We start from the raw sequence: 24,947 nt of genomic DNA on the forward strand, positions 1-24,947 counted from the left end.
GGGCCATGCCGACCACCCCGGTCCGGCTATGGCTAGGGGGACCGTGCTGCCGATGGGATAGGGGCGCCGGCCGTTCGGCCGGTTTCCGCCTTCCATGGGAGTCTCCTTGGGCATCACCCCCGCCTCCGCGGGCCCCCGACGCTCCACCACGGTTCGCGCCCTCGCGCTCCTCGCCGTCGGGGCCACCGCCCTGACCGGTGCCACCGCCACCGCGCAGACCCTCTCCGGCCGGGGCCACTCGCCCTTCCACCTGCGTCCGGCCTCCGCCGGCCACATCGACGCGGTCGGCCGTACGGCTCCGATATCCACCTCCGACTGCGTGTCGCAGATCGGAATCCACTGCTACTCGCCGCTGCAGTACCGGGCCGCCTACAACCTGGGCCCGCTCTACCAGCAGGGCGTCACCGGCAAGGGCCGGACGATCGTCATCGTCGACTCCTTCGGCTCGCCGACGATCCAGCACGACCTCGAGGTCTTCGACAAGCAGTGGGGTCTGCCCGACACCAACGTCGACGTGGTCAAGTGGGGCAACGTGCCGCCCTTCGACCCGACCAACCCGGACCACACCGGCTGGGCCGGCGAGACCACGCTGGACGTCGAGTACGCCCACGCGATCGCCCCGGACGCCCACATCGTCCTGGTGGAGACCGGCGTCGCCGAGACCGAGGGCGTCACCGGCCTGCCCGAGATGATGGACGCCGAGAAGGCGTACATGCAGCACCACGACGTCGACGTGATCTCGCAGAGCTTCGGCGCCACCGAGAACACCTTCCCCGGCTACGACAAGGGGAACTTCAAGTCGATCAACGACCTGCGCTACGCGTTCAAGTTCGCCGCCGCCAAGGACGTCACCGTGCTCGCCGCCTCCGGCGACAACGGCGCCACCGACGCCATGGAGAACGGCAGCGACCTGTACCCGTACAAGGTCAACTCCTGGCCGTCCGCCGACCCGCTGGTCACCTCCGTCGGCGGCACCGAGCTGACCCTCGACAACGACGGCAAGCGCACCGCCCCGGACAAGGTCTGGCACGACGACTACGGCGCGGCCGGCGGCGGCGTCTCCGGCGTCTTCGAGCGCCCCTGGTACCAGCTGGGCGTCGCCGGCGTGACCGGCAACCACCGCGGCACCCCGGACATCTCGATGAGCGCGGCCGTCGACGGCGCCGCCTGGACCTACGAGTCCTACGACCCCACCCGGGTCGGCTGGCACCTGACCGGCGGCACCAGCGAGGCCACCCCGATCTTCTCGGGCATCGTGGCGCTCGCCGACCAGCTCGCCGGCCACCGCCTGGGCCAGCTCAACTGGCGGATGTACGCGCTCAGCGGCCTGCCCTCGCAGTGGAGCGGCATCGTCGACGTCACCGCCGGTGACAACTCCTGGGACAAGGTGACGGGCTACCAGGCGACCAAGGGCTACGACCTCGCCTCGGGCCTCGGCACCATCGACGCCAACCGCTTCGTCCGCGCCCTCGCCGGCCGGTAGGCACCCGCTGCAGAACCTGCCCCACCTGTACGCCGAAGGGCGCGGTACCCGGACGTTCTCCGGGTACCGCGCCCTTCGGGCGTTCAGCTGCTGGGCCGATCAGCCCTTGCGCGCCTTGACCTCACCGGTGAGCTGGGGGAGGACGGTGAAGAGGTCGCCGACGATGCCGTAGTCGACGAGTTCGAAGATGGGGGCCTCGGGGTCCTTGTTGACCGCGACGATGGTCTTCGAGGTCTGCATGCCGGCCCGGTGCTGGATCGCGCCGGAGATGCCGGCGGCGATGTACAGCTGCGGGGAGACCTGCTTGCCGGTCTGGCCGACCTGGTTGGTGTGCGGGTACCAGCCGGCGTCGACCGCGGCGCGGGAGGCGCCGACGGCGGCGCCGAGCGCGTCGGCGAGGTCCTCGACCACGCCGAAGCCCTCGGCGGCGCCGACGCCGCGGCCGCCGGAGACCACGATCGCGGCCTCGGTCAGCTCGGGGCGGCCGGAGGACACCCGCGGGGTGCGGGCGGTGACGGTGGCGGCGTTGCCGGTGAACGCGACCTCGACCGCCTGGACGGTGCCGGCGGCGGGGGCCGGCTCCGGGGCGACGGCGTTCGGCTTGACGGTGATGACCGGCGCGCCGTGGGTGACGGTGGACTTCACCTGGAAGGAGGCGGCGAACACCGACTGGGTGGCGACCGGGCCGCTCGCGCCGGCCTCCAGGTCGACCGCGTCGGTGATCAGGCCGGAGCCCAGCCGCAGGGCGACGCGGGCGGCGATCTCCTTGCCCTCGCCGGAGGAGGTCACCAGCACCGCGCCGGCGCCGGTGGCCTTCGCGATCTGGGTCAGCGCGTCGACCTTGGGGACGACGAGCTGCGCGGTGAACTCGGGGGCGTCGGCGGTGTGGACGGTGGCGGCGCCGTACTCGGCGGCCTTGGCGGCGATCGCCGCCGCGTTGTCGCCGGCGCCGAGGACGACGGCGGCGGGGGTGCCCAGGCGGCGGGCGAGGGTGAGCAGCTCGAGGGCGGGCTTGCGCACCTGGCCGTCGGCGTGGTCGACCAGGACGAGGATCTCGGTCATGTCGTGGCTCTCTTCTTCTTGTCCGGGGTCCCGGTCAGATGAACTTCTGCTCGGCGAGGAACGCGGCGAGCTGCTTGCCGCCCTCGCCCTCGTCGGTGACGATCGTGCCCTTGGAGCGCGGCGGGCGGGCGGTGACGGTCTCCACCTTCGTCCAGGCGCCGGCCAGGCCCACCGCGTCGGCGTCGATGCCCAGGTCGTCCAGGTCCAGCGACTGCACCGGCTTCTTCTTCGCGGCCATGATGCCCTTGAAGGAGGGGTAGCGGGCCTCGCCGGACTGGTCGGTGACCGAGACGACGGCGGGCAGCTGGGCCTCGACCTGCTCGGAGGCGGCGTCGCCGTCGCGGCGGCCCTTGACGGTGGTGCCCTCGACGCTCACCTCGGACAGCAGGGTGGCCTGCGGCACGCCCAGGCGCTCGGCCAGCAGCGCGGGCAGCACGCCCATGGTGCCGTCGGTGGAGGCCATGCCGCACACGACCAGGTCGAAGCCGACCTGCTCCAGGGCCTTCGCCACGATCGCGGAGGTCGCGATCACGTCCGAGCCGTGGATGTCGTCGTCGTTCACGTGGACGGCCTTGTCCGCGCCCATCGACAGCGCCTTGCGCAGCGCGTCCTTCGCGTCGTCCGGACCGACCGTGAGCACGGTCACCTCGGCGTCCCCGGACGCCTCCGCGATCCGCAGCGCCTGCTCGACGCCGTACTCGTCCAGCTCCGACAGGAGGCCGTCCACGCCCTCCCGGTCGGTGGTGGTGTCGTCCGCGAAGCGACGGTCACCGGTCGCGTCGGGCACGTACTTCACACAGACAACGATCCTCAAGCTCACGGCCTGTCTCCTGTACTGGTCTCGTCCGGCGGCTGCGGCTGTGCAAGTTGGGTGGCACACGCACCAGCCCCGCGTGGAGCGGCGTGCGCCGGTGCCCGTCCGGAACTCCCGGCAGCATACTCGCGAGTAGCTTAGCCGTCACTACTGGCCAGTAGCTTACGCTCCCGCCGCCGGGACCCGACGGCTGCACCGCCGTCTGCGCCCATCCTGCCCCAGCCCGGCACCCTTACCACCTGACAGGGCGGCAGATCGGCTGTGAGATTGATCCACCCCGAGCGCAAACCCGGACAGGACGGGCACGATCACCGATCCGCCGACGCGTCCTCGGGGGACTGCAGCGCCACCCCGAGCGCCGCGATCACATCGACCCTCCGCGGCTGCCCGGCCGCCCGGCGGACCACCCGTCCCCCGGCGTCCAGCACCAGCACCGTCGGCGTCCGCTCCACCGCGAGCCGCCGTACCAGCTCCAGATTGGCCTCGGCGTCCACCTCGACGTGCGCCACCCCAGGCACCATCGCGCCCACCTCGGCCAGCGTCCGCCGCGTCGCCCGGCACGGCTGGCAGAACGACGTGGAGAACTGCACCAGCGTCGCCCGCTCCCCCAGCTCCGCGCCCAGCTCGACCGCCGACAACCGCACCGCTCCGCCCTCCACCACGTCCTGCCGCTCACTCCTCCCCCAGTCTGCGCCACCGGCCGCGCCGACCCTCCGCCGGGCCCTCGCCCCCGCCGTTTCGACCCCACATGAGGCAGATCTCCCCCGCCCGAACCTGGCCGCCGGACGGCCGAGCGTGACAGACCGTGCCCCTTCGGGGGATCATCTGGGTGAAACACACCCGTGGCCGCCGCGGCGTGCCGCGACCTCGCCGGCCCCAGCCACGCCCCGGGTACCACCGGACCGGGCCCCAGGCCCGTGGGAAGTAGGACTGACCGTGGCTGAGTTCGTGTACCCGCCGGTGATCCGCGCCGCCATCACCGCATTCAAGGCTCTGGACCTGCGGATCGAGATCGTCGGCGCCGAGCACATCCCCGCCACCGGTGGCGCCGTCCTGGTCAGCAACCACATCAGCTACCTCGACTTCCTCTTCGCCGGCCTCGGCGCCTACAAGGGCGGCAAGCGCAAGACCCGCTTCATGGCGAAGGACGACGTCTTCAAGCACGCGATCTCCGGCCCGCTGATGCGCGGCATGAAGCACATCTCCGTCGACCGCACCGACGGACAGCCCGCCTACGACGAGGCCGTCAAGGCCCTCCGCGAGGGCGAGGTGGTCGGTGTCTTCCCCGAGGCCACCATCAGCCGCTCCTTCACCCTCAAGAAGTTCAAGACCGGCGCCGCCCGGATGGCCGCCGACGCCGGCGCCCCGCTGCTGCCCGTCGTCCTCTGGGGCACCCAGCGCCTGTGGACCAAGGGCCGGCCCAAGAACCTCACCAAGCGCCACGTCCCGGTCACCATCCTCATCGGCGAGCCGATCGAGCTCACCCCCCAGGACAAGCCGGTCATGGTCACCCGCCGCCTCCGCGCCGCGATGACCGAGATGCTCGACCGCGCCCAGCGCGAGTACCCGGTCAAGCCCGCCGGCCCCGACGACACCTGGTGGCAGCCCGCCCACCTCGGCGGCACCGCCCCCACCCCCGAGGTCGCCGAGGCCGAGGACGAGGCCGAGGCCGCCGCCAAGGCCGAACGCCGCGCCCAGGGCTGACCCGGACTCACCCCGGACCCCCTCCGTACGGCCGGCGGCCCGCCCGCCCCCGTCGAAATCCCGTCACCCCACGCTCCGCAATCTCGCCATCCGCCCCGGCCGGGCCCTCGGCCGGGGTAGACCTGGAGGCGTCCACACCCCGGAACCGCCTCGCGAGGAGCGTCCATGACCGGAACCCCGCAGATAACCCACCGCGTCGTCGAATCCACCGGCGGCCTGCCCCTGCACATCGCCGAAGCTGGCAGCGGCCCGCTCGTCCTGCTGCTGCACGGCTTCCCCGAGAGCTGGTACTCCTGGCGCCACCAGCTGCTCGCCCTCGCCGAAGCCGGCTACCACGCCGTCGCCCCCGACCAGCGCGGCTACGGCAGGACCGGCGGGCCCGACGCCGTCGAGCAGTACAGCATCCTGCACCTCGCCGGTGACGCCCTCGGCCTGATCCCCGCCCTCGGCGCCGACCGCGCCGTCGTCGTCGGCCACGACTGGGGCGCCCCCGTCGCCTGGCACACCGCCCTGCTCCGCCCGGACCTCGTCCGCGGCGTCGTCGGCCTCTCCGTCCCGCCCTTCCCCCGCGGCGACCACCCGCCGACCCACGCCCTGCGCCACCTGCTCGGCGACGCCCACTACATGCTCTACTTCCAGCAGCCCGGCGTCGCCGAGGCCGAACTCGGCCGCGACCTGCACGCCACCTTCCGCCGCCTCCTCGGCGGCTCCTCCGCGCTCGGCCCGTCCCGCCTGCCCCTGGTCCCCGACGGCGGGGGCTTCCTCGACATGCTCCGCGACCCCGACACCCTGCCCGACTGGCTCAGCAACGAGGACATCGCCTTCCTCGCCGCCGAGTTCACCGCCGCCGGCTTCACCCGCCCGCTCAACTGGTACCGCAACCTCGACCGCAACTGGGAACTCACCGCCCCCTGGCACACCGCCCGGATCGAGCCGCCCGCCCTCCTCATCCTCGGCGAGAAGGACCTCACCGTCTCCAACGACGCCGCCCGCGCCGCCCTCCACACCCTCCCCGCCCTGGTCCCCGACCTCCGCGACATCCTCTGGCTCCCCGACACCGGCCACTGGACCCAGCAGGAGCGCCCCAAGGAAGTCAACGAAGCGCTGATCGCCTTCCTCGCCTCCCTCTGACCGACTGCGACCGACTGCGACCGACTCCGACCGAGGAACCGAACCGTGCTGACGCGGTGTCACTTCTGCGGAACACCAACGAAGGAGACCACTGTGACCCCGCAGACCACCGAACAGCACGGCCCGGCCGGCCGACACCGCAGGCTCCGCTCCGGGCTCGCCACCTGGTCACTCGCCGCCGCCACCCTCGGCGCCGTGCTGACCCTGACCATCGTCATGGTCGGCCCCCAAAGCGACACCATCGACCGCCGCGCCTACCTCGACGGCTACCGCACCGCGAAGCAGTCCGCCCTCCAGACCCGCAACACCACCACCGACGCCCTCGCCGTCGGCCGCACCTGCTCCGACCTCGCCGGCCGGCCCGTCGCCCAACCCTGGTACGACGGCTGCGCCGACGCGGTGACCGGCAAGACCTCCACCTACTGACACCCCCTCGGCGGCCCCGCCCCCTTCCCCGCGGGGCCGCCGAACCTCCCGCCCCGCCCCTGCCCACGTATGCGCTCACGGGGAATCAACCGCTCGGGTGACGGGGCACGCGGTCCGGATCTGGGTACGGTCACCAGCATGTCCACCGCTGCGCTGTCCTTTGGTTCCGCTGCCCGCCTGTACGACTCGATCCGGCCCACCTACCCGGTGCGGGCGGTCACTTGGGCCACCGGCGCCGAGCCGGTTCGCGTACTGGACCTGGGGGCGGGCACCGGGCTGCTGATCGGCGCCCTGCACGCCGTCGGCCACGAGGTGATCGCGGTCGAGCCCGACGAGCAGATGCGCGCCGTGGCCGCCGAACGCCACCCGGGCACGCGGGTGCTCGCCGGCAGCGCCGAGGACATCCCGTTGCCGGACGAGTCCGTCGACGCCGTCGTGGTCGGTCAGGCCTACCACTGGTTCACTCCGCAGGACGCGCTGCCGCAGATTCACCGGGTGCTGCGCGAGGACGGCGTCTTCGCTGCGATGTGGAACATCCGTGACGATCGGACCCCGTGGGTGGCCGCGCTCTCCGGCATCGTCGGCAACGAGGGATACGGCCTGGAAAGTGCCTGGCAGTACGGGCCGGTGACGCCATGGTTCACCGAACCCGAACGTGGCTCGATCGAGCACACCGTGACCGTCCCGACGGACCGGCTGGTCGACCTGGTGCGGTCCCGCTCCTCCTACCTGACCGCCGACGCCGCCGAGCAAGCCCGCTTGGACCGGGAGATCGGCAAGCTCGCCGCCACCGACCCGGCCCTGGCCGGCCGCGACAGCGTCGAGATGCCCTACCGGACCTGTGTCTACCGGATGCGGCGGGTCTGATTCCTGGCCGGAGCCCCGGCCGGCCACCGGTGACCGGGCCCGGAAATGCGAAAAGCCCCTCCCGGGTCTCCCCGGGAGGGGCTATTTCTGAAGAATTGTTCGGCGGCGTCCTACTCTCCCACAGGGTCCCCCCTGCAGTACCATCGGCGCTATGAGGCTTAGCTTCCGGGTTCGGAATGTAACCGGGCGTTTCCCTCACGCTATGACCACCGAAACACTATGAAACTGTCGACCCGCCGGCAGGGCGGTCGTTGTTTCAGAACAACACAGTGGACGCGAGCAACTGAGGACAAGCCCTCGGCCTATTAGTACCGGTCAACTCCACCCCTCACGAGGCTTCCATATCCGGCCTATCAACCCAGTCGTCTACTGGGAGCCTTACCCTCTCAAGGAGGTGGGAGTGCTCATCTCGAAGCAGGCTTCCCGCTTAGATGCTTTCAGCGGTTATCCCTCCCGAACGTAGCCAACCAGCCATGCCCTTGGCAGAACAACTGGCACACCAGAGGTTCGTCCGTCCCGGTCCTCTCGTACTAGGGACAGCCCTTCTCAACACTCCTACGCGCACAGCGGATAGGGACCGAACTGTCTCACGACGTTCTAAACCCAGCTCGCGTACCGCTTTAATGGGCGAACAGCCCAACCCTTGGGACCTACTCCAGCCCCAGGATGCGACGAGCCGACATCGAGGTGCCAAACCATCCCGTCGATATGGACTCTTGGGGAAGATCAGCCTGTTATCCCCGGGGTACCTTTTATCCGTTGAGCGACGGCGCTTCCACAAGCCACCGCCGGATCACTAGTCCCTACTTTCGTACCTGCTCGACCCGTCAGTCTCACAGTCAAGCTCCCTTGTGCACTTACACTCAACACCTGATTGCCAACCAGGCTGAGGGAACCTTTGGGCGCCTCCGTTACTCTTTAGGAGGCAACCGCCCCAGTTAAACTACCCACCAGACACTGTCCCTGATCCGGATCACGGACCCAGGTTAGACATCCAGCACGACCAGAGTGGTATTTCAACGTCGACTCCACGACAACTGGCGTTGCCGCTTCACAGTCTCCCACCTATCCTACACAAGCCGAACCGAACACCAATATCAAGCTATAGTAAAGGTCCCGGGGTCTTTCCGTCCTGCTGCGCGAAACGAGCATCTTTACTCGTAATGCAATTTCACCGGGCCTGTGGTTGAGACAGTCGAGAAGTCGTTACGCCATTCGTGCAGGTCGGAACTTACCCGACAAGGAATTTCGCTACCTTAGGATGGTTATAGTTACCACCGCCGTTTACTGGCGCTTAAGTTCTCAGCTTCGCCTAGTCGAAACTAGACTAACCGGTCCCCTTAACGTTCCAGCACCGGGCAGGCGTCAGTCCGTATACATCGCCTTACGGCTTCGCACGGACCTGTGTTTTTAGTAAACAGTCGCTTCTCGCTGGTCTCTGCGGCCACCACCAGCTCGGGGAGCAAGTCCCGTCACCAGCAATGGCCCCCCTTCTCCCGAAGTTACGGGGGCATTTTGCCGAGTTCCTTAACCACAGTTCACCCGAACGCCTCGGTATTCTCTACCTGACCACCTGAGTCGGTTTGGGGTACGGGCCGCCATGAAACTCGCTAGAGGCTTTTCTCGACAGCATAGGATCATCCACTTCACCACAATCGGCTCGGCATCAGGTCTCAGGCTCATGTTGTGCGGATTTGCCTACACAACGCCCTACACCCTTACCCCGGGACTACCACCGCCCGGGCTGGACTACCTTCCTGCGTCACCCCATCGCTCACCTAATACCCCGTTGGGTCACCGGCTCCACCACGTCCCTTTGTCCGAAGACTCCGGGCCGGCTTCACGGGCTTAGCATCAGAGGGTTCAGCGTTGGCGCTTCAAAGCGGGTACGGGAATATCAACCCGTTGTCCATCGACTACGCCTGTCGGCCTCGCCTTAGGTCCCGACTTACCCTGGGCAGATCAGCTTGACCCAGGAACCCTTGGTCAATCGGCGCAAGAGTTTCCCACTCTTGTATCGCTACTCATGCCTGCATTCTCACTCGTGAACCGTCCACAACTCGATTCCTCGGCTGCTTCACCCGGCACACGACGCTCCCCTACCCATCACAGCGGGCGTTGGCCCTATTGCTGCAATGACACGACTTCGGTGATGTGCTTGAGCCCCGCTACATTGTCGGCGCGGAATCACTTGACCAGTGAGCTATTACGCACTCTTTCAAGGGTGGCTGCTTCTAAGCCAACCTCCTGGTTGTCTCTGCGACTCCACATCCTTTCCCACTTAGCACACGCTTGGGGACCTTAGTCGGTGTTCTGGGCTGTTTCCCTCTCGACCATGGAGCTTATCCCCCACAGTCTCACTGCCGCGCTCTCACTTACCGGCATTCGGAGTTTGGCTAAGGTCAGTAACCCGGTGAGGCCCATCGCCTATCCAGTGCTCTACCTCCGGCAAGAAACACGCGACGCTGCACCTAAATGCATTTCGGGGAGAACCAGCTATCACGGAGTTTGATTGGCCTTTCACCCCTAACCACAGGTCATCCCCCAGGTTTTCAACCCTGGTGGGTTCGGTCCTCCACGCGGTCTTACCCGCGCTTCAACCTGCCCATGGCTAGATCACTCCGCTTCGGGTCTTGGGCATGCAACTCAAACGCCCTATTCGGACTCGCTTTCGCTACGGCTACCCCACACGGGTTAACCTCGCTACACACCGCAAACTCGCAGGCTCATTCTTCAAAAGGCACGCAGTCACAGTCCGAAGACTGCCCCCACGGCTTGTAGGCACACGGTTTCAGGTACTATTTCACTCCGCTCCCGCGGTACTTTTCACCATTCCCTCACGGTACTATCCGCTATCGGTCACCAGGGAATATTTAGGCTTAGCGGGTGGTCCCGCCAGATTCACACGGGATTTCTCGGGCCCCGTGCTACTTGGGAAATGAGCAAGCAAGCCGCTGATGTTTCGTCTACGGGGGTCTTACCCTCTACGCCGGACCTTTCGCATGTCCTTCGACTACACCAACGGTTTCTGACTCGCCGACCGGCCGGCAGACCGATCAAGCTCACTCCCACGACCCCCAAGTGGCAACCCCTGCCGGGTCTCACACCACTCGGGTTTAGCCTCATCCGGTTTCGCTCGCCACTACTCCCGGAATCACGGTTGTTTTCTCTTCCTGCGGGTACTGAGATGTTTCACTTCCCCGCGTTCCCTCCACATACCCTATGTGTTCAGGTATGGGTGACAGCCCATGACGACTGCCGGGTTTCCCCATTCGGACACCCCCGGATCAAAGCTCGGTTGACAGCTCCCCGGGGCCTATCGCGGCCTCCCACGTCCTTCATCGGTTCCTGGTGCCAAGGCATCCACCGTGCGCCCTTAAAAACTTGGCCACAGATGCTCGCGTCCACTGTGCAGTTCTCAAACAACGACCAGACACCCACCCGAACAGGCATGGGACCGGCACTCCATGAGGCAACTTCCGTTCCCTCAGGACCCAACAACGTGCCCGACACACCAAGCGGTGACCCACGTTCCACGCCGAAGCAGTACTAGTGATCCCTACCAAGTGTGCCGAATAGTCAACGTTCCACCCATGAGCAAGCACTCCGGGACATTCGCCCGAAGCTGCCATGTGCTCCTTAGAAAGGAGGTGATCCAGCCGCACCTTCCGGTACGGCTACCTTGTTACGACTTCGTCCCAATCGCTGGTCCCACCTTCGACGGCTCCTCCCCTTACGGGTTAGGCCACCGGCTTCGGGTGTTACCGACTTTCGTGACGTGACGGGCGGTGTGTACAAGGCCCGGGAACGTATTCACCGCAGCATGCTGATCTGCGATTACTAGCAACTCCAACTTCATGGGGTCGAGTTGCAGACCCCAATCCGAACTGAGGCCGGCTTTTTGGGATTCGCTCCGCCTCGCGGCATCGCAGCCCTTTGTACCGACCATTGTAGCACGTGTGCAGCCCAAGACATAAGGGGCATGATGATTTGACGTCGTCCCCACCTTCCTCCGAGTTGACCCCGGCAGTCTCCTGTGAGTCCCCGACATTACTCGCTGGCAACACAGAACAAGGGTTGCGCTCGTTGCGGGACTTAACCCAACATCTCACGACACGAGCTGACGACAACCATGCACCACCTGTACACCGACCACAAGGGGGCTGATATCTCTACCAGTTTCCGGCGTATGTCAAGCCTTGGTAAGGTTCTTCGCGTTGCGTCGAATTAAGCCACATGCTCCGCTGCTTGTGCGGGCCCCCGTCAATTCCTTTGAGTTTTAGCCTTGCGGCCGTACTCCCCAGGCGGGGAACTTAATGCGTTAGCTGCGGCACCGACGACGTGGAATGTCGCCAACACCTAGTTCCCAACGTTTACGGCGTGGACTACCAGGGTATCTAATCCTGTTCGCTCCCCACGCTTTCGCTCCTCAGCGTCAGTAATGGCCCAGAGATCCGCCTTCGCCACCGGTGTTCCTCCTGATATCTGCGCATTTCACCGCTACACCAGGAATTCCGATCTCCCCTACCACACTCTAGCCTGCCCGTATCGAATGCAGACCCGGGGTTAAGCCCCGGGCTTTCACATCCGACGCGACAGGCCGCCTACGAGCTCTTTACGCCCAATAATTCCGGACAACGCTCGCACCCTACGTATTACCGCGGCTGCTGGCACGTAGTTAGCCGGTGCTTCTTCTGCAGGTACCGTCACTTGCGCTTCTTCCCTGCTGAAAGAGGTTTACAACCCGAAGGCCGTCATCCCTCACGCGGCGTCGCTGCATCAGGCTTTCGCCCATTGTGCAATATTCCCCACTGCTGCCTCCCGTAGGAGTCTGGGCCGTGTCTCAGTCCCAGTGTGGCCGGTCGCCCTCTCAGGCCGGCTACCCGTCGTCGCCTTGGTAGGCCATTACCCCACCAACAAGCTGATAGGCCGCGGGATCATCCTGCACCGCCGGAGCTTTCCACCAACCCCCATGCAGAGGAAGGTCATATCCGGTATTAGACCTCGTTTCCAAGGCTTGTCCCAGAGTGCAGGGCAGATTTCCCACGTGTTACTCACCCGTTCGCCACTGATCCACCCCGAAGGGCTTCACCGTTCGACTTGCATGTGTTAAGCACGCCGCCAGCGTTCGTCCTGAGCCAGGATCAAACTCTCCGTGAATGTTTACCCGTAATCGGGTCCACACCCGCGAAAGAGCGGCACGGCAACCACCGGAATAGGGCGGCCCCGCGCACTGCGTCCTCGCTAGTGTTATTTCAAAAGGAATCTCCAACCCCAGAAAACCTGAGGCCGGGGATGTCAACATATCTGGCGTTGACTTTTGGCACGCTGTTGAGTTCTCAAGGAACGGACACTTCCATCGGACCGCCTTCCAGTGGGCCCTCCGGGCGCTTCGTTCTTTCGTGTTTCCAGCTTATCAGATCCGAGCTGCTGCTCTTTCCCGACTCGCTTTCGTCTTCTTGGCCCTGACGGCCCGTCCGACGTTTCAAACTCTAGCCGATCCCCGCTCCGAAAAGCGAATCCGGCCGCAACCCATATAAACGCGCACACCGAATACGAACGGAGACGCGGAAAGGCGCGACCCGCTACGGATCAGAAGTGGTGGTTCAAGGATTGGCTGCCCCGGGACCGTCCGCACAGACCGCGCGTCCGGTGCTCCCTGACAGGCAACTCGGAGAACTTTACACACCCGACCGGTCCCGTTCAAGTGCCTGCCTCGTGGCCCACGCCACTCCCCGGGCGACTCCCCGCACCGCTCACCCGTTCGGCCCGCGTCCGCTTGACAGGTCAGCCCGCCGACCCCGGCCTAGAGTCGAAGGTGGGGGGACTATCGAGGTGACGACATGACTCAAGTAGTGCTCTCACACGTCATCAGGGCGGCCCAGGTGGATCCGCCCGCACCGCAGGGTGTCGCGGCGTTTCCCGGCGACGTCCGGCCGGTCGAGCAGGCACTGGCCGACCGGGGCTTCCTCGACCCGGCGTTCATCGACGGGGCCTTCGGCACTCTGACCCTCAACGCCTACAGCCGTCTCCAACGCTCGTTCGGTTTCGGCGGGCACGACGCGGACGGCATTCCCGGCAGTTCGTCCCTGAAGCGGCTCGGTGCGGAGAGCGGGCTGTTCGACGTCGTCGACGGGGACATGCAACCGCAGCCCCCGAGCGGGATCGGCATGTCGGTGTCGGACGTGATCTTCGACCAGGTCGTGGACGGCAGTACGACCGCGGCCATCAAACAGGTCTGCTCGATGATGGACCTGCCCGTCGACAACTGGCTTCCGGGGTACATGACGATCGCCGTCCGGGAGTCCAGCTACAACTTCAACGCGGTCAACACCACCGACTCCAACGCGCACGGATCGCGCCAGTCGGACGGTTGCCCGTTCTACTGCTCCCGCGGGGTCGTCCAGTGCATTCCGCCGACCTTCGCGACGTACCACCAGCCCGGTACCGACACGCACATCTACGACGGCGTCGCGAACATCGCCGCGTCGATCAACTACGTCATGGACACGTACCACGTCTCCCGTGACGGCCACGACCTCACCGCCCGGGTGCAGCAGGCCGACGAGAACCGGCCTCCGCACGGCTACTGAACCGACCGGCGTCGGCGCTCGACCCGACCTGACCCGACACAACCCGACGCAACCGGACGACCGGACCCGACCCGGCACCCGACACCCGCGTCAGCGCCACCCGACCCGACACTCCGTCCCGGCACGATCTGTCGGAGGACCCCATGAAACTCATCGAACGCTCGGCCTTCGGCTGGCCCGAGTCCGCCGCTCCCCTGCAGGCGACCACTCTGGGCGTGAAGGTCCATTACGAGGGCACCAAGGTGTCACCCGCCCTGCTCGACGACCACGACGCCTGCATCACCGAATGGCAGGACATCAGGATCGCCCACCTCGCCAACCCCAAGGAGAACTGGTCCGACATCGCCTACAACTACGCCGCCTGCCCGCACGGCTTCCTGCTGGAGGGCCGCGGGATCGGCCACCGGAGCGGGGCCAACGGCAACCAGCAGCTCAACAAGGACCACTACGCGATCGTGGGCCTGGTCGGCGACAGCGGACTGACCCAGCCCACCGACGCCATGCTGGACGCGCTCCGCGACGGGATCGACCTGCTGCAGAGCAACGGGGCCGGGGCCGACATCAAGGGCCACCAGGACGGCTTCGCCACCGCCTGCCCGGGCGAGCCGCTGGAGACCTGGGTGCGGTCCGGCGCGCCGCGGGCCGGCGCGACGCCGCTGCCGCTCGCCGAGTTCGAGCCGTTCCCGGGCCCGGACTTCTTCCGGCCCGGCCGGCATTCGGCCGTGATCACCCGGATGGGCGTGCGGCTGGTCCAGGAGGGCTGTTCGCGGTACAAGGTCGGTCCGGGACCGGACTGGGGACCGGCGGACCAGGCCTCGTACTCGGTGTACCAGCAGAAGCTGGGCTTCAGCGGAGCCGACGCGGACGGCATCCCGGGCCGGCGGAGCTGGGACGAGCTGCGCGTCCCCACCGCGTGACCCCACCCGGCAGAAGCAACGCGCCGCAACGCACGCGACCCCGACCCGGAGTGCTCCGGGCCGGGGTCGGGGTCGTGCGTGCCGAAAGGGGCTCCGCCGGTCAGGCGGTGCGGCCCATCTCCTCCGCGATCGCGGCGGCGAAGGCGTCGATGTCGGCCTCGCTGGTGTCGAAGGACGCCATCCAGCGGACCTCGCCGGTGTGCTCGTCCCAGAAGTAGAAGCGGTAGCGCTTCTGCAGTCGCTCGCTGACCTCGCGCGGGAGGATCGCGAAGACCGCGTTGGCCTGCACGGGGCGGACCAGGGTGACGCCGTCGATGTCGCGGACGGCGGCCTCCAGGCGCTGGGCCATGGCGTTGGCGTGGCCGGCGTTGCGCAGCCACAGGTCGCCGGTGAGCAGCGCCTCGAACTGCACGGAGACGAAGCGCATCTTCGACGCGAGCTGCATCGACATCTTGCGCAGGTACTTGATGTTCCGGACCTTCTCCGGGTTGAGCACCACCACGACCTCGCCGAACAGGAGGCCGTTCTTGGTGCCGCCGAAGGAGAGGACGTCCACGCCCGCGTCGGTGGTGAACTCGCGGAACGGGCGGCCGAGCGAGGCAGCCGCGTTGGCGAGCCGGGAGCCGTCCATGTGGACGAGCATGCCGTGCTCGTGGGCGTGGTCGCAGATCGCCTTGACCTCGTCCACCGTGTAGAGGGTGCCGAGCTCGGTGGACTGGGTGATGGAGACGGCGAGCGGCTGCGCGCGGTGCTCGTCGCCCCAGCCCCAGGCCTGCTGGTCGATCAGGGCCGGGGTGAGCTTGCCGTCCGGGGTGGGGACGGTGTGGATCTTGATGCCGGCGATCTTCTCGGGGGCACCGCACTCGTCCACGTTGATGTGGGCGCTCTCGGCGGCGACCACCGCGCCCCAGCGCGGCAGCAACGACTGCAGGGCGACCACGTTCGCACCGGTGCCGTTGAACACCGGGTACGCCTCGGCCCGCTCGCCGAAGTGGCGCTTGAAGACGGTCTGCAGGTGCTCGGTGTACTGGTCCTCGCCGTAGGCGACCTGGTGGCCGCCGTTGGCGAGGGCGATCGCGGCGAGGATCTCGGGGTGCACGCCGGCGTAGTTGTCGCTGGCGAAGCCGCGCACCGTCGGGTCGTGGTGGACGACCGCGTCGGTGGCGGTGGTGCTCATCGGGCTGTCAGCCACAGGTGCTGTCCGTTCAGTTCTGCTGCGGGGCGGTCCCACAGGCCCGCCAGGGTGTCGGCCAGGTCGGCGGTGTCGGTGAAGCCGGCGAACTTGGCGTCGGGCTTCTCGGCGCGCATCTCCGGGGAGACCAGGGCCTTGATCACCAGGATGGCAGCCGCAGCGGTGGGGACGCCGTCGCCGGTGGTGGTCTCCTTGACGAAGGAGTCGGCCATGGCGAGGGTCCAGGCCTCGGTGGCGGCCTTGGCGGCGGCGTACGCGGCACCGCCGGCGGTCGGCTTGTGGGCGGCGGCGGCGGAGACCATCGCGTACCGGCCGGCCCCGCTGCGGACCAGCGCGGGCTGGAAGGCGAGCGAGGTGTGCTGGAGGGTGCGGACGACGGTGTCGTGCAGGAAGTCCCAGTCGTCGATGCGGCTGTCGAAGAAGGTCTTGCTGCCGCGCCAGCCGCCGACCAGGTGGAGCAGGCCGTCGACGTGGCCGTGCTCGGCCTCCAGGTGGTCGGCCCAGTCGTGGACCTCCTGCGGGTCGAGCAGGTCGATGATCTGACCGGTGACCTTGGCGTCGCGGACGTGGGTGCGCACGTTGTCCAGCGCGGCGTCGAGGCGGCGCTGGTCGATGTCGGCGCCGATCACGGTGGCGCCGTCGGCGGCCAGGCGGCGCATGGTCGCCTGGCCGGCCGGGCCGCTGGCTCCGGCGACGGCGATGACCTTGCCCTCGAGACGGGGGGTGTTCACGCGGCGACTCCCTGCGGGCTGGTGCCGGTGATGCCCTTGGTCTCGGCGATGACGCCGCTGAGCTTCTTGGACAGGGCCTCGAAGAACATCGACAGCGGGAACTCGTCCGGCAGGACGGCGTCGCACAGCGCCTTCTTCAGCGCCTTCTCCTCGGTGATCTCCAGCGGGAGCGCCTCGGGACCCTTGGCCCAGGTGGAGGCCGGGTGCGGGGTGAGGTACTTGGACACCAGCTGGTAGGCGGCGATCCAGTGGGCGGTCTTCGGCCGGTCGATGCCCTCGCGGTAGAGGGTCTCGATCTCGCCGCAGAGCTGGTTGGTGACCTCGGCGACGCGGGCCCAGTCGATCGACAGGCGGTTGTCGCGCCAGCGCAGCGCGTCGTTCTTGTGCAGGTAGGCGAAGAGCAGCTGGCCGCCCATGCCGTCGTAGTTGCGGACGCGGTCGCCGCTGACCGGGAAGCGGAACATCCGGTCGAAGAGGACCGCGTACTGGACGTCGCGGCCCTGGGCGTAGCCCTCGGCCTCCAGCTTCACGGCCTCCTTGAAGGTGTTCAGGTCGCAGCGGAGCTCCTCGAGCCCGTACATCCAGAACGGGCTGCGCTGCTTGATCATGAACGGGTCGAACGGGAGGTCGCCGTGGCTGTGAGTGCGGTCGTGGACCAGGTCCCACAGGACGAAGGTCTCCTGCGCGCGCTCCTGGTCCTTGAGCAGGCCCTCGGCGTCGGCCGGGATCTCCAGGCCGAGCTGGCGGACGGTGCTGGTGGTGACGGCGCGGAAGCGGGCCGCCTCGCGGTCGCAGAAGATGCCGCCCCAGGTGAAACGTTCCGGCGCCTTGCGGACGGCGACGGTCTCCGGGAAGAGCACCGCGGAGTTGGTGTCGTAGCCGGCGGTGAAGTCTTCGAAGGCGATGCCGAGGTAGCCGGGGTTGTCGAAGCGGGTGCGCTCCAGCTCGGCGATCCACTCGGGCCAGACGACCTTCAGCAGGACGGCTTCCAGGTTGCGGTCCGGGTTGCCGTTCTGGGTGTACATCGGGAAGACCACGAGGTGCTCGAGGCCGTCCTCGCGCTGCGCGTTCGGCTCGAAGGCGAGCAGCGAGTCCAGGAAGTCGGGCTCGCGGTAGCCGGTGTCGGCCCACTTGCGCAGGTCGGCCTGGACGGCCTCCAGGTACGCGGCGTCCTGCGGGAACAGCGGGGCCAGCTCGGCGACCGAGCCGAGCACGGTCTCGACCAGCGGGTCGACGCTGTGGCGCTGCACGGCGGCCAGGTCGATGGAGCCGTCCTTGGACTGCAGCGGCCGCAGGGCCTCGACGGCGTCCTTCAGGCGCAGCCAGGCCGGGTGACCGGCGACGGACTCGGGAGCGTCACCCGCTACCGAGAGCTTCGGCGAAAGATTCTGCATCTCAGACTCACTTCGACAGGACTTATTTCGACACGACCACCATAGAGACGAAAGGTTCTCCTGTTCAAGGGCGGTTTGGCGGTAAACAGGGCTCGTCCACTCCACTTCGGCAGAATGTCCGGCTCCCGGACACCTGTCTGGCATGACCATCCCCCGCGGACCGTGGTGCTGCCACCGGACGGCGGCCCCGCACGCCGCGACCGGACGCAACGCCTCCGTGCGCCCCCGCACGCGCCCTGCTGCCCGGGAGCCGCATCGGTGACCGTGGAACGACAGGTCCGCGCGCGCACCGGTCGGGAGGGGGCACCGATGCACGGTCCGACCGTGGTCAGCTGGCTACTGGCGGCGCTCACCGCGGCGACCGGCGGCTACTGCCTCCGCCGCGCCCACGCCTGCTCCCCCGCCCATCGGCACCGGCGCTGGCTGGACGCCGTCGAGGCGGCCATGGGGCTCGGCATGGCGGGGATGGCGCTGCTGCCCGGCGTGGTCTGGGGCTGGCTGGCCGCACCCCTGGCCGGCGCGCTGCTGCTCGGCGCGCTCGGACCGGACACCGCCGGGCTACGCACCCACCGGCTGCACCACGGGATCGGCGCCCTGGCCATGGCGTACATGGCACTGGCGATGGCCGGACCGGCCGGTCCCGAGGGGCACCACCACCACGCCTCGGCCGCCGGCCTGCCGCTGCTGACCGGGGCGCTGCTCCTCTACTTCGGCGCGTACGTGGTGTGGGAGGGCAGCCGGCTGCTCACCGTCGCAGGCGCAGTGGGTGCGGCAGCTGGGGCGGCCGGGGCCGTCGGCGTCGCCGGGCCGGATCTTCCGGTACTACGGCTGACCGGCGCCTGCCGGGCGGCGATGGGGATCGGGATGTTCGCGATGCTGCTCACCATGTGAGCCCGGCGCGCCGGAGGCGGAGCCGCCGCAGCGGGATCAGCGGGGCGGCCGCGGGCGCCGGTCGCGCGGGCCGACCGTGATCGGCTCCGCCACGGCGCCGGGCAGCCGTCCGGCGGGGCTCGCACCGTCCCGTTCGGTGGTCGGCAGCAGCCGCAGCGCGGTGTCCTCGGTCAGGGCCGACATGCCGTCAGGCGGGTCCGGCGGCGCGTGGGCGTGTCCTTGGTCACTGGCGTGCGGAAGCCGTTCCACGGGGGGCCGCGGCGGCATAGGTTGGGGTCGGCGCACGCCGCGCCTCCGTCCTCCTCCGGGGGAGCCCTTTGCCATGACGGCCCTGCTGAGCCTGCTGCTGCTCGGACTTCTTCTCGCCACCGTGGTGCCCGCCCGGCTGGCCCGGGCCACCTGGGTCGAGCGAGAACCCGTGCTGGCCCTGTGCGCCTGGCAGTGCCTGGTGGTGGCGGTGCTGCTGTGCTGCGGGTTGAGCCTGCTGCTGGCGAGCGCGGCCGCGCTGCCCGGACTCCGTTCCCTGGTCTTCGCGGGCGCCCCGGCCGGGGTCGAGGCGGCGTACGGGCTGACCGGCGCGGAGGGTTGGGGGCGGCTGTCGGCCGCCGTCCTGGCGGCGGGCGGCGTGTGGACCGCGGTGTCGCTCGCCCGCGAGGTCCGGGCCGCGCGGGCGCTGCGGGAGCGCAGGCACGCACAGCTGACCCTGCGGGCGCCGGAGCTGCCGGCCGGGCTGAGCGCCGCGTCGCCGGCCCGCGAGCGGCTGGTGGTGCTGGAGAACGTCCGCCCGCAGGCCTGGTCGCTGCCGGGCCCGGACGCCCGGCTGGTGGTGACCACCGGCGCCCTGCAGCAGCTGAGCGACCGCGAGTTGGCGGCCGTGCTCAGCCACGAGCGGGGGCATGTGCGGGCCCGTCACCACTGGCTGGCCCAGTGGGCGCAGGCGCTGGCGGCCGGCTTCCCCGGGGTCGGGGTGTTCAGCGCGTTCCGGGACCAGGTCGGCGAGTTGGTGGAGCTGGCGGCGGACGACCGGGCGGCCCGCCGGCACGGGCGGGTGACCACCGCGCTGGCGCTGGCGGAGCTCAACAGCGGGGTCTTCTTCGGCTCCTGCCCGCCGGGGCAGCTCGCGCAGTCGCCGCGCCGGGTGGACCGGTTGCTGGCCGACCGGCCGCGGCTGCCGGTGGGTCACCGGCTGTGGTTCACCCTCGCCGCGCTCGCGGCGCCGGTGGCCGCGCTGGCGCTGGCTGTGGCACCGGGTCTGGGCATCCTCCTCTGACGCCTCTGACTCCTCTGATTTTCCGATCCATGACGCGGGTGGGCCCCGGCGCCGAGGGACGGCGCCGGGGCCCACTGCTCACCTGTCGGGTCAGGTCGTCGGCTGGGCCGCGACCGGGACCGGGGTGAAGGAGGCGAACCTCCAGTGCTGGGCGGGGATGTCGTAGCAGCTCCACACCTGCAGTCGGGCGCCGTTGGTGGTGCTGGCGTCCGGGTCGTCCAGGCAGCGGCCGGAGGCCGGGTTGTAGAGCCCGCCGGTGGCGGTCGGCAGCCACTGCTGGTTGCCGTTGCCGGCGCAGTCCCAGAGCTGGACCGGGGTGCCGTTGACCTGGGCGCCGTTGTTGGCGTCCAGGCACTTGCCCTGGTTGGTGACGGTGCCGTCGGCGTTGAGGCTCCAGGTCTGGGCCGCGATGCCGGGGTAGCAGTCCCAGACCTGCACCGGGTTGCCGTTGGCCGTCCCCGCGTTGTTGTCGTCCAGGCACTTGACCGGGTTGGTGCCGCTCTGGATCACGGTGGGGCTCACCGTGGTCGGGCTGGTCGCGTACGGGAGGACCGAGACCTCGGCCACGCTGCCGTTGAAGAACGCGGCCGGGGCGCCGTTCTGCTTGAACCGGCCGAGCACGGTCGGTCCGGTGGCGTTGAAGGTGCCCTTGTGCAGGCCGGTCGAGGCCAGCGCGCCGTTCACGTAGAGCAGCAGCTCACCGGTGGTGGCGTTGTAGCTCGCCGTCAGCTGGGTCCAGGCACCGATGGTGACCCGGGCGTTCGCGTTGGGCGTGTCGGTCTGGTCGACAGTGGCGCCGGCGGTGTCGCTCGCGGCCATGCCGAAGCGCCACTCGATGACGTCCGCGCTGCGGGCGGAGGGCCAGAGCTGGAAGCCGCTGGCGTTGGTGCCGTCCTGGGAGATCACCACGCCGCCGGAGGCGTTGGCCTTGGCCCACAGCGAGACGGTGAACGACTTGGTGGTGTCGGCGACGACCGGGCCGCCGGCGGCCAGCGCCGAGGTGGAGCCGTTGAAGGCAGCGACGGTCGCGGCCTTGCCGTTGACGGTGTCGGCGCCGAAGGCGGCGCCGCCCTGGGCGGTCAGCGGGTGCAGGCCGGTGGTGTCCGCCGCCGTGGTGCTCGCGGCGGCCTCGTTGAGCCGCCAGTGGGCGAGCGGTGCGCGGAAGTCCGCCAGCGTCGTGCGGTAGTTGAACCCGTTGACCGGGGTGGTGGCGTTGCCGCTGGAGGTCGTCCCCGACCAGACCACGAGCTTGCCGTCCGAGCCGACGGCCCACAGGTCGGCGATGCCGTCACCGGTGAGGTCGCCGTTGGAGCCGACCGTCGGGAAGGCGGCCGGGGTGACCCCGCCGGTGCCCGGGACGGTGCCGGCGTTCGGGTCGGCCAGCGCCCTGTAGTCGACGCTGCCGTCGGCGTTCTTGCGCAGCGGGTAGGCGTGGATGACGCCGCTGGTGCGGTCGCGGGTCCACAGCGTCGGCTGGTTGTCCCCGTTGGCCGGGCCGGGACCGATCAGGTCGACGTTGTCCCAGTTGGCGCCGGAGACCTCGGTGCCGGTCCGGCGGAGCAGCCGGACGTTGTTGGTGCCGGGCAGGAAGAGCCACAGCTTGCCGTTGATCACGGCGAGCAGCGAGGTCTTGCCGGGCGTGGCGGTGTTCTCGCCCTCGACCGTACCGATCGCCAGGATCTGCGAGGTGTGCGACCAGTCGGTGCCGAGGTCGGTCGGGCAGCCGCCCGGCTGCGCCGCGTCGACGGGGGCGCCGTCGGCGTCGGTGCAGGTGATCGGGCCGGGTGTGGTGCTGCCGTTCAGGTAGAACGAGGTGCGGACGTTGAAGTTGCCGTGCCCGTCGTTCTGGTAGAGGTACATCAGCTTGTCGGTGGCCGGGTGGACCAGCAGGTCGTCGACCGCGACGCCGCCGCGCAGCGAGGCGCGGTGGGTGACCTGGACGTTCTTCCAGGAGCCGGTCGGCGAGACGGCGGCGGAGCCGCTGATGTTCGGCGCGGTGGTCGGGTCCTGGGTGGGCTGGACCAGGCGCAGGTTGCCGTTGTCGTCGGTCAGCATCAGGTCGGGCTTGCCGTCACCCGTGAGGTCGCCGAAGACCGGGTTGGAGCCCGGCTTCCACGGGGCGTAGAAGCTGTAGGCGCTGGGCTGGCTGTAGTTGCCGGCGTTGTCCTGGGCCTGCACGTAGAGGGTGTTGGTGCCCCAGGTGCCGGGGGTGTAGTTGAAGGTGGCCTTGCCGGAGGCGTCCGGCGCGAGCACGCCGGCGTCGGAGCAGCGCCAGTTGGTGACCGGGGTCGGGTTGGTGCTCCAGCGGAAGCAGGCCACGCCGGAGGCGCGGGTGCCGCCGACCGGCAGGACGTCGGTGCCGGAGACGGTGAAGGTGCCGGCGTCGGTGTTGAACTTGGTCGGCGTCGCGGTGGTGCCGGACGGCGGGAAGTCGGCGGAGGCGACGCTCACGGTCGGCGCGGTCCGGTCGATCCGGAAGTGGCAGCCGGAGGTGTACGGGGAGGACAGGCCCCACTGGCTGCCGTCGGTGTCGGAGGCCTTGGCGTTCCAGCCGTACTGGTGGCCGTCGCTGAGCGAGCCGACGTTGACGCTGACGCCGTTCGGGTTGTTGCCGCCCGCCCAGCCGCTGGTGCCGTTCCAGGCGAAGGTGCTGTCGTCGTTGTCCCAGAGGTTGAACGAGGTGAGCAGCGGCAGGCCGACCGGGGAGCGGTTGTTGGCGGTGAGGGTGACGCTCTGGCCGGCGCCGATCCAGGCCGGCGGGTCGTTCTCGCACGGGGCGGTGAAGCCGGTGCTCGCGACCGACGGGGTCGGGCTGGTCCGCGGGGTGTCGATCACCGGGGCGATGTCGTAGTTGGTGGTGATCGTCGGGTTGGTGGAGAAGTGGTGGCGCATCCGGTCGTCGTTCTCGTTGCTCGCGGCGAGCAGCAGAGTCCAGTTGCTCCAGCCGTGCGAGACGGCGGTGTTGATGATGCCGGTGACATCCAGGTTGATCGGGCCGGTGCCGGTGAAGGACTGCGAGCTCGCGACCAGTGAGCAGTGCGAGCCCGGCGAGCTGTCGGTGCCGCACGGCTGGTTGTTCCAGGTGGTGCCGGAGCCGATGGAGCCGCTGTCGTAGACGTTGACCACGGTCGGGCCCGAGGGGGCCGAGGCGCTGGTGGCCTGGAGCAGCAGGGTCGAGTCGTGGATCACCGCGCCGGTGCCGAGCAGCTGGCTCGGGGTGCCGATCTGGTAGTAGATCCGCTCGCGGCCGACGCCGGTGCAGTCCGAGTAGTCGCAGTAGCCGAGGCCGAGGTTGCTCATGCCCGACGTGTAGGTGTAGGTCGGGTGGTAGGCCTGCACCTGGGCGTACGCCTGGGTGGATCCGGTGGCGCTGACGTACGGGTCGAGGTACCAGGGGCCGGTCCCCTGGCCGAAGGTGGCCGGGTCGGGCGTGAGGTCGAGGGCCGTGTCGCCGGCGCTGACCGCGATCCTGGCGACGTTGGCGCCGCGGCCGGGGCGCTCGGTGGTGGAGGTCTCCTCGGACGGCGCGTCGGCCGCGCCGGGGGCGGCGAAGGCCGAGAGCGCGCGCGGGGCCTTGCCGCCGGCCGCCGCGGGGGCGGGCCGGGTGGAATCCCACTGGTACGGGGTGGCGGCGGTGAAGCGCACCTTGCCGTCGCCGTCCTTGAGGGTGACATTGCCCTCGGTGTCGGCCTTGACGGACAGGCCGTCCGCCTTGATCGGGAAATGCAGCCGCTTCAGCTGGGGGTTGGCGGCGGCGGCCGCGGTGTGCACCACGATGACGTCGCGCCAGGCGCCGCCGGGGGTGGCCGTGACCTGGAGGTCGACGTCCGGGAGGACACCGGTGTAGGTGGCGGTGGCGCCGCTCAGGGTCGGCGCGGGCAGCGCGAACGGGGCACTCACCGCGAGGCGCTTGCCGTCGGCGGTGGTGATGGTGGCGAGCGGGCCGGAGCCGCCGCCGGAGAGGGTCAGCCCGTTGGAGCTGACGGCCGGGCTGAGCGAGCCGTCGGCGTTGCGGTGCAGCGTGGCGTCCAGCTGCGTCCAGGCCTTGCCGCGCTTGGTGCGGACCGGCTCGGAGTTGGTGGTGGTGGTCAGTGAGCCGTCGGGCTTGACCGTGGTGATCGAGGTCTCGGTGGTGAGGGCGTCGATCACCACCGGCTGCCCGGTGGCCTTCGCCCTGGCCCGGGCGTCGACCAGCGCCTGCTGCTCGGCCGTGCGGGCGGCGGTCTTGGCCGGCGGGGTGCCCGCCGGGTTGCCCGGCGTCCCGGCGTGCGCAGCGGGTGCGCCGAGGAGTCCCAGGCCGATCGCACCGGTGGCGGCTATTGCCACCGCACGGGCGATCCCTCTCCGGCCTGGACGGAATGACCCGGCTGCACCGGGTATGTGACGCGGATTCGACATGACGCGGATGACTGCCCCTCCCTGGCCCACCGGATCGGCGGGCATACGGAGGAGAACGATGATGGCTCTGTTGA

The 24,947-nt window shown here is 69.0% G+C and carries 17 protein-coding genes and 3 rRNA genes; 9 read left to right on the plus strand and 11 right to left on the minus strand.

Annotated features, from left to right (window positions below; all coding sequences use genetic code 11):
* The first annotated feature begins 106 nt into the window (after positions 1–106).
* Entirely contained in the window at positions 107–1,483 is a 1,377-nt protein-coding gene (locus FHR36_RS27135) for a S53 family peptidase (protein ID WP_253801239.1), read from the plus strand.
* 99 nt (positions 1,484–1,582) lie between these two features.
* Here FHR36_RS27135 and FHR36_RS27140 read toward each other — a convergent pair whose 3' ends face one another.
* The 3 genes from FHR36_RS27140 to FHR36_RS27150 all read right to left on the minus strand — a co-directional run bounded on the left by FHR36_RS27140 (position 1,583) and on the right by FHR36_RS27150 (position 4,018).
* The gene (locus FHR36_RS27140) at positions 1,583–2,545 is read right to left on the minus strand and encodes an electron transfer flavoprotein subunit alpha/FixB family protein (protein WP_253801240.1); all 963 of its coding nucleotides are present in this window, start codon (positions 2,543–2,545) and stop codon (positions 1,583–1,585) included.
* A 34-nt stretch (positions 2,546–2,579) separates the two neighbouring features.
* On the minus strand, positions 2,580–3,365 hold the full coding sequence (locus tag FHR36_RS27145) for an electron transfer flavoprotein subunit beta/FixA family protein (RefSeq protein WP_253801241.1): 786 nt from the start codon (positions 3,363–3,365) through the stop codon (positions 2,580–2,582).
* Positions 3,366–3,667: 302 nt separating this feature from the next.
* Entirely contained in the window at positions 3,668–4,018 is a 351-nt protein-coding gene (locus tag FHR36_RS27150; RefSeq protein WP_253801934.1) for a TlpA family protein disulfide reductase, read from the minus strand.
* Positions 4,019–4,295: 277 nt separating this feature from the next.
* On the opposite strand from FHR36_RS27150, the gene FHR36_RS27155 reads away from it, so the two are divergent.
* From FHR36_RS27155 to FHR36_RS27170, 4 genes are all read left to right on the plus strand, one after another.
* Positions 4,296–5,063: a lysophospholipid acyltransferase family protein gene (locus FHR36_RS27155; RefSeq protein ID WP_253801243.1), complete on the plus strand. Its 768-nt coding sequence runs from the start codon at positions 4,296–4,298 to the stop codon at positions 5,061–5,063.
* A 165-nt stretch (positions 5,064–5,228) separates the two neighbouring features.
* Positions 5,229–6,194 carry an alpha/beta fold hydrolase gene (locus FHR36_RS27160; RefSeq protein WP_253801244.1) on the plus strand — a complete coding sequence of 322 codons (966 nt, stop codon included), beginning with the start codon at positions 5,229–5,231 and terminating at the stop codon, positions 6,192–6,194.
* 93 nt (positions 6,195–6,287) lie between these two features.
* A complete protein-coding gene (locus tag FHR36_RS27165; RefSeq protein WP_253801245.1) occupies positions 6,288–6,620 on the plus strand; it encodes a hypothetical protein in 333 nt (110 codons plus the stop codon).
* 138 nt (positions 6,621–6,758) lie between these two features.
* Positions 6,759–7,487 (plus strand): class I SAM-dependent methyltransferase, encoded by a 729-nt coding sequence (locus FHR36_RS27170; protein ID WP_253801246.1) that lies wholly within the window; start codon positions 6,759–6,761, stop codon positions 7,485–7,487.
* A 97-nt stretch (positions 7,488–7,584) separates the two neighbouring features.
* Here the strand turns inward: FHR36_RS27170 and rrf are convergent.
* The 3 genes from rrf to FHR36_RS27185 all read right to left on the minus strand — a co-directional run bounded on the left by rrf (position 7,585) and on the right by FHR36_RS27185 (position 12,647).
* Positions 7,585–7,701, minus strand: a 5S ribosomal RNA gene (gene rrf / locus FHR36_RS27175).
* A 71-nt stretch (positions 7,702–7,772) separates the two neighbouring features.
* A 23S ribosomal RNA gene (locus FHR36_RS27180) occupies positions 7,773–10,877 on the minus strand.
* A 253-nt stretch (positions 10,878–11,130) separates the two neighbouring features.
* A 16S ribosomal RNA gene (locus tag FHR36_RS27185) occupies positions 11,131–12,647 on the minus strand.
* Together the 16S, 23S and 5S rRNA genes form the textbook arrangement of a ribosomal RNA operon.
* Before the next feature lie 683 nt (positions 12,648–13,330).
* Here FHR36_RS27185 and FHR36_RS27190 point away from each other — a divergent pair.
* Positions 13,331–14,080, plus strand: coding sequence for a hypothetical protein (locus FHR36_RS27190; RefSeq protein WP_253801247.1), 750 nt, complete (start codon positions 13,331–13,333; stop codon positions 14,078–14,080).
* Positions 14,081–14,223: 143 nt separating this feature from the next.
* Positions 14,224–14,997 carry a peptidoglycan-binding protein gene (locus tag FHR36_RS27195; RefSeq protein ID WP_253801248.1) on the plus strand — a complete coding sequence of 258 codons (774 nt, stop codon included), beginning with the start codon at positions 14,224–14,226 and terminating at the stop codon, positions 14,995–14,997.
* Positions 14,998–15,097: 100 nt separating this feature from the next.
* On the opposite strand, the gene FHR36_RS27200 is transcribed toward FHR36_RS27195, so the two are convergent.
* From FHR36_RS27200 to FHR36_RS27210, 3 genes are read right to left on the minus strand one after another with little or no spacing between them, the layout of a single operon-like run.
* Positions 15,098–16,174, minus strand: coding sequence for a threonine aldolase family protein (locus tag FHR36_RS27200; protein ID WP_253801936.1), 1,077 nt, complete (start codon positions 16,172–16,174; stop codon positions 15,098–15,100).
* Positions 16,171–16,920, minus strand: a complete 750-nt coding sequence (locus FHR36_RS27205) for an SDR family NAD(P)-dependent oxidoreductase (protein WP_253801249.1) — start codon at positions 16,918–16,920, stop codon at positions 16,171–16,173. Before FHR36_RS27205 ends, FHR36_RS27200 begins: the two co-directional genes overlap by 4 nt.
* Positions 16,917–18,314: a DUF6421 family protein gene (locus FHR36_RS27210; RefSeq protein WP_253801250.1), complete on the minus strand. Its 1,398-nt coding sequence runs from the start codon at positions 18,312–18,314 to the stop codon at positions 16,917–16,919. The genes FHR36_RS27205 and FHR36_RS27210 overlap by 4 nt, the downstream gene beginning before the upstream one ends.
* A gap of 309 nt (positions 18,315–18,623) precedes the next feature.
* Here FHR36_RS27210 and FHR36_RS27215 point away from each other — a divergent pair, with 309 nt between their 5' ends.
* Positions 18,624–19,205 (plus strand): DUF5134 domain-containing protein, encoded by a 582-nt coding sequence (locus FHR36_RS27215; protein WP_253801251.1) that lies wholly within the window; start codon positions 18,624–18,626, stop codon positions 19,203–19,205.
* Between the two features lie 36 nt (positions 19,206–19,241).
* Here FHR36_RS27215 and FHR36_RS27220 read toward each other — a convergent pair whose 3' ends face one another.
* Entirely contained in the window at positions 19,242–19,388 is a 147-nt protein-coding gene (locus FHR36_RS27220) for a hypothetical protein (RefSeq protein ID WP_253801252.1), read from the minus strand.
* Between the two features lie 139 nt (positions 19,389–19,527).
* Between FHR36_RS27220 and FHR36_RS27225 the strand changes: the two genes are divergently transcribed.
* On the plus strand, positions 19,528–20,475 hold the full coding sequence (locus FHR36_RS27225; RefSeq protein ID WP_253801254.1) for a M56 family metallopeptidase: 948 nt from the start codon (positions 19,528–19,530) through the stop codon (positions 20,473–20,475).
* 90 nt (positions 20,476–20,565) lie between these two features.
* On the opposite strand, the gene FHR36_RS40060 is transcribed toward FHR36_RS27225, so the two are convergent.
* Positions 20,566–24,801 (minus strand): ricin-type beta-trefoil lectin domain protein, encoded by a 4,236-nt coding sequence (locus FHR36_RS40060; RefSeq protein ID WP_253801256.1) that lies wholly within the window; start codon positions 24,799–24,801, stop codon positions 20,566–20,568.
* Between the last annotated feature and the right edge of the window lie 146 nt (positions 24,802–24,947).

Source organism: Kitasatospora cinereorecta (genome assembly GCF_024172095.1).
GTDB classification, from domain to species: Bacteria; Actinomycetota; Actinomycetes; order Streptomycetales; family Streptomycetaceae; genus Kitasatospora; species Kitasatospora cinereorecta.

Bases quoted from the DNA above. Each gene is read 5' to 3' on its own strand.
- FHR36_RS27225 (WP_253801254.1), top strand. From the start codon at position 19,528: ATGACGGCCCTGCTGAGCCTGCTGCTGCTCGGACTTCTTCTCGCCACC.
- FHR36_RS27200 (WP_253801936.1), bottom strand. From the start codon at position 16,174: ATGAGCACCACCGCCACCGACGCGGTCGTCCACCACGACCCGACGGTG.
- FHR36_RS27170 (WP_253801246.1), top strand. From the start codon at position 6,759: ATGTCCACCGCTGCGCTGTCCTTTGGTTCCGCTGCCCGCCTGTACGAC.
- FHR36_RS27220 (WP_253801252.1), bottom strand. From the start codon at position 19,388: ATGTCGGCCCTGACCGAGGACACCGCGCTGCGGCTGCTGCCGACCACC.
- FHR36_RS27190 (WP_253801247.1), top strand. From the start codon at position 13,331: ATGACTCAAGTAGTGCTCTCACACGTCATCAGGGCGGCCCAGGTGGAT.
- FHR36_RS27210 (WP_253801250.1), bottom strand. From the start codon at position 18,314: ATGCAGAATCTTTCGCCGAAGCTCTCGGTAGCGGGTGACGCTCCCGAG.
- FHR36_RS27140 (WP_253801240.1), bottom strand. From the start codon at position 2,545: ATGACCGAGATCCTCGTCCTGGTCGACCACGCCGACGGCCAGGTGCGC.
- FHR36_RS27160 (WP_253801244.1), top strand. From the start codon at position 5,229: ATGACCGGAACCCCGCAGATAACCCACCGCGTCGTCGAATCCACCGGC.
- FHR36_RS27195 (WP_253801248.1), top strand. From the start codon at position 14,224: ATGAAACTCATCGAACGCTCGGCCTTCGGCTGGCCCGAGTCCGCCGCT.
- FHR36_RS27215 (WP_253801251.1), top strand. From the start codon at position 18,624: ATGCACGGTCCGACCGTGGTCAGCTGGCTACTGGCGGCGCTCACCGCG.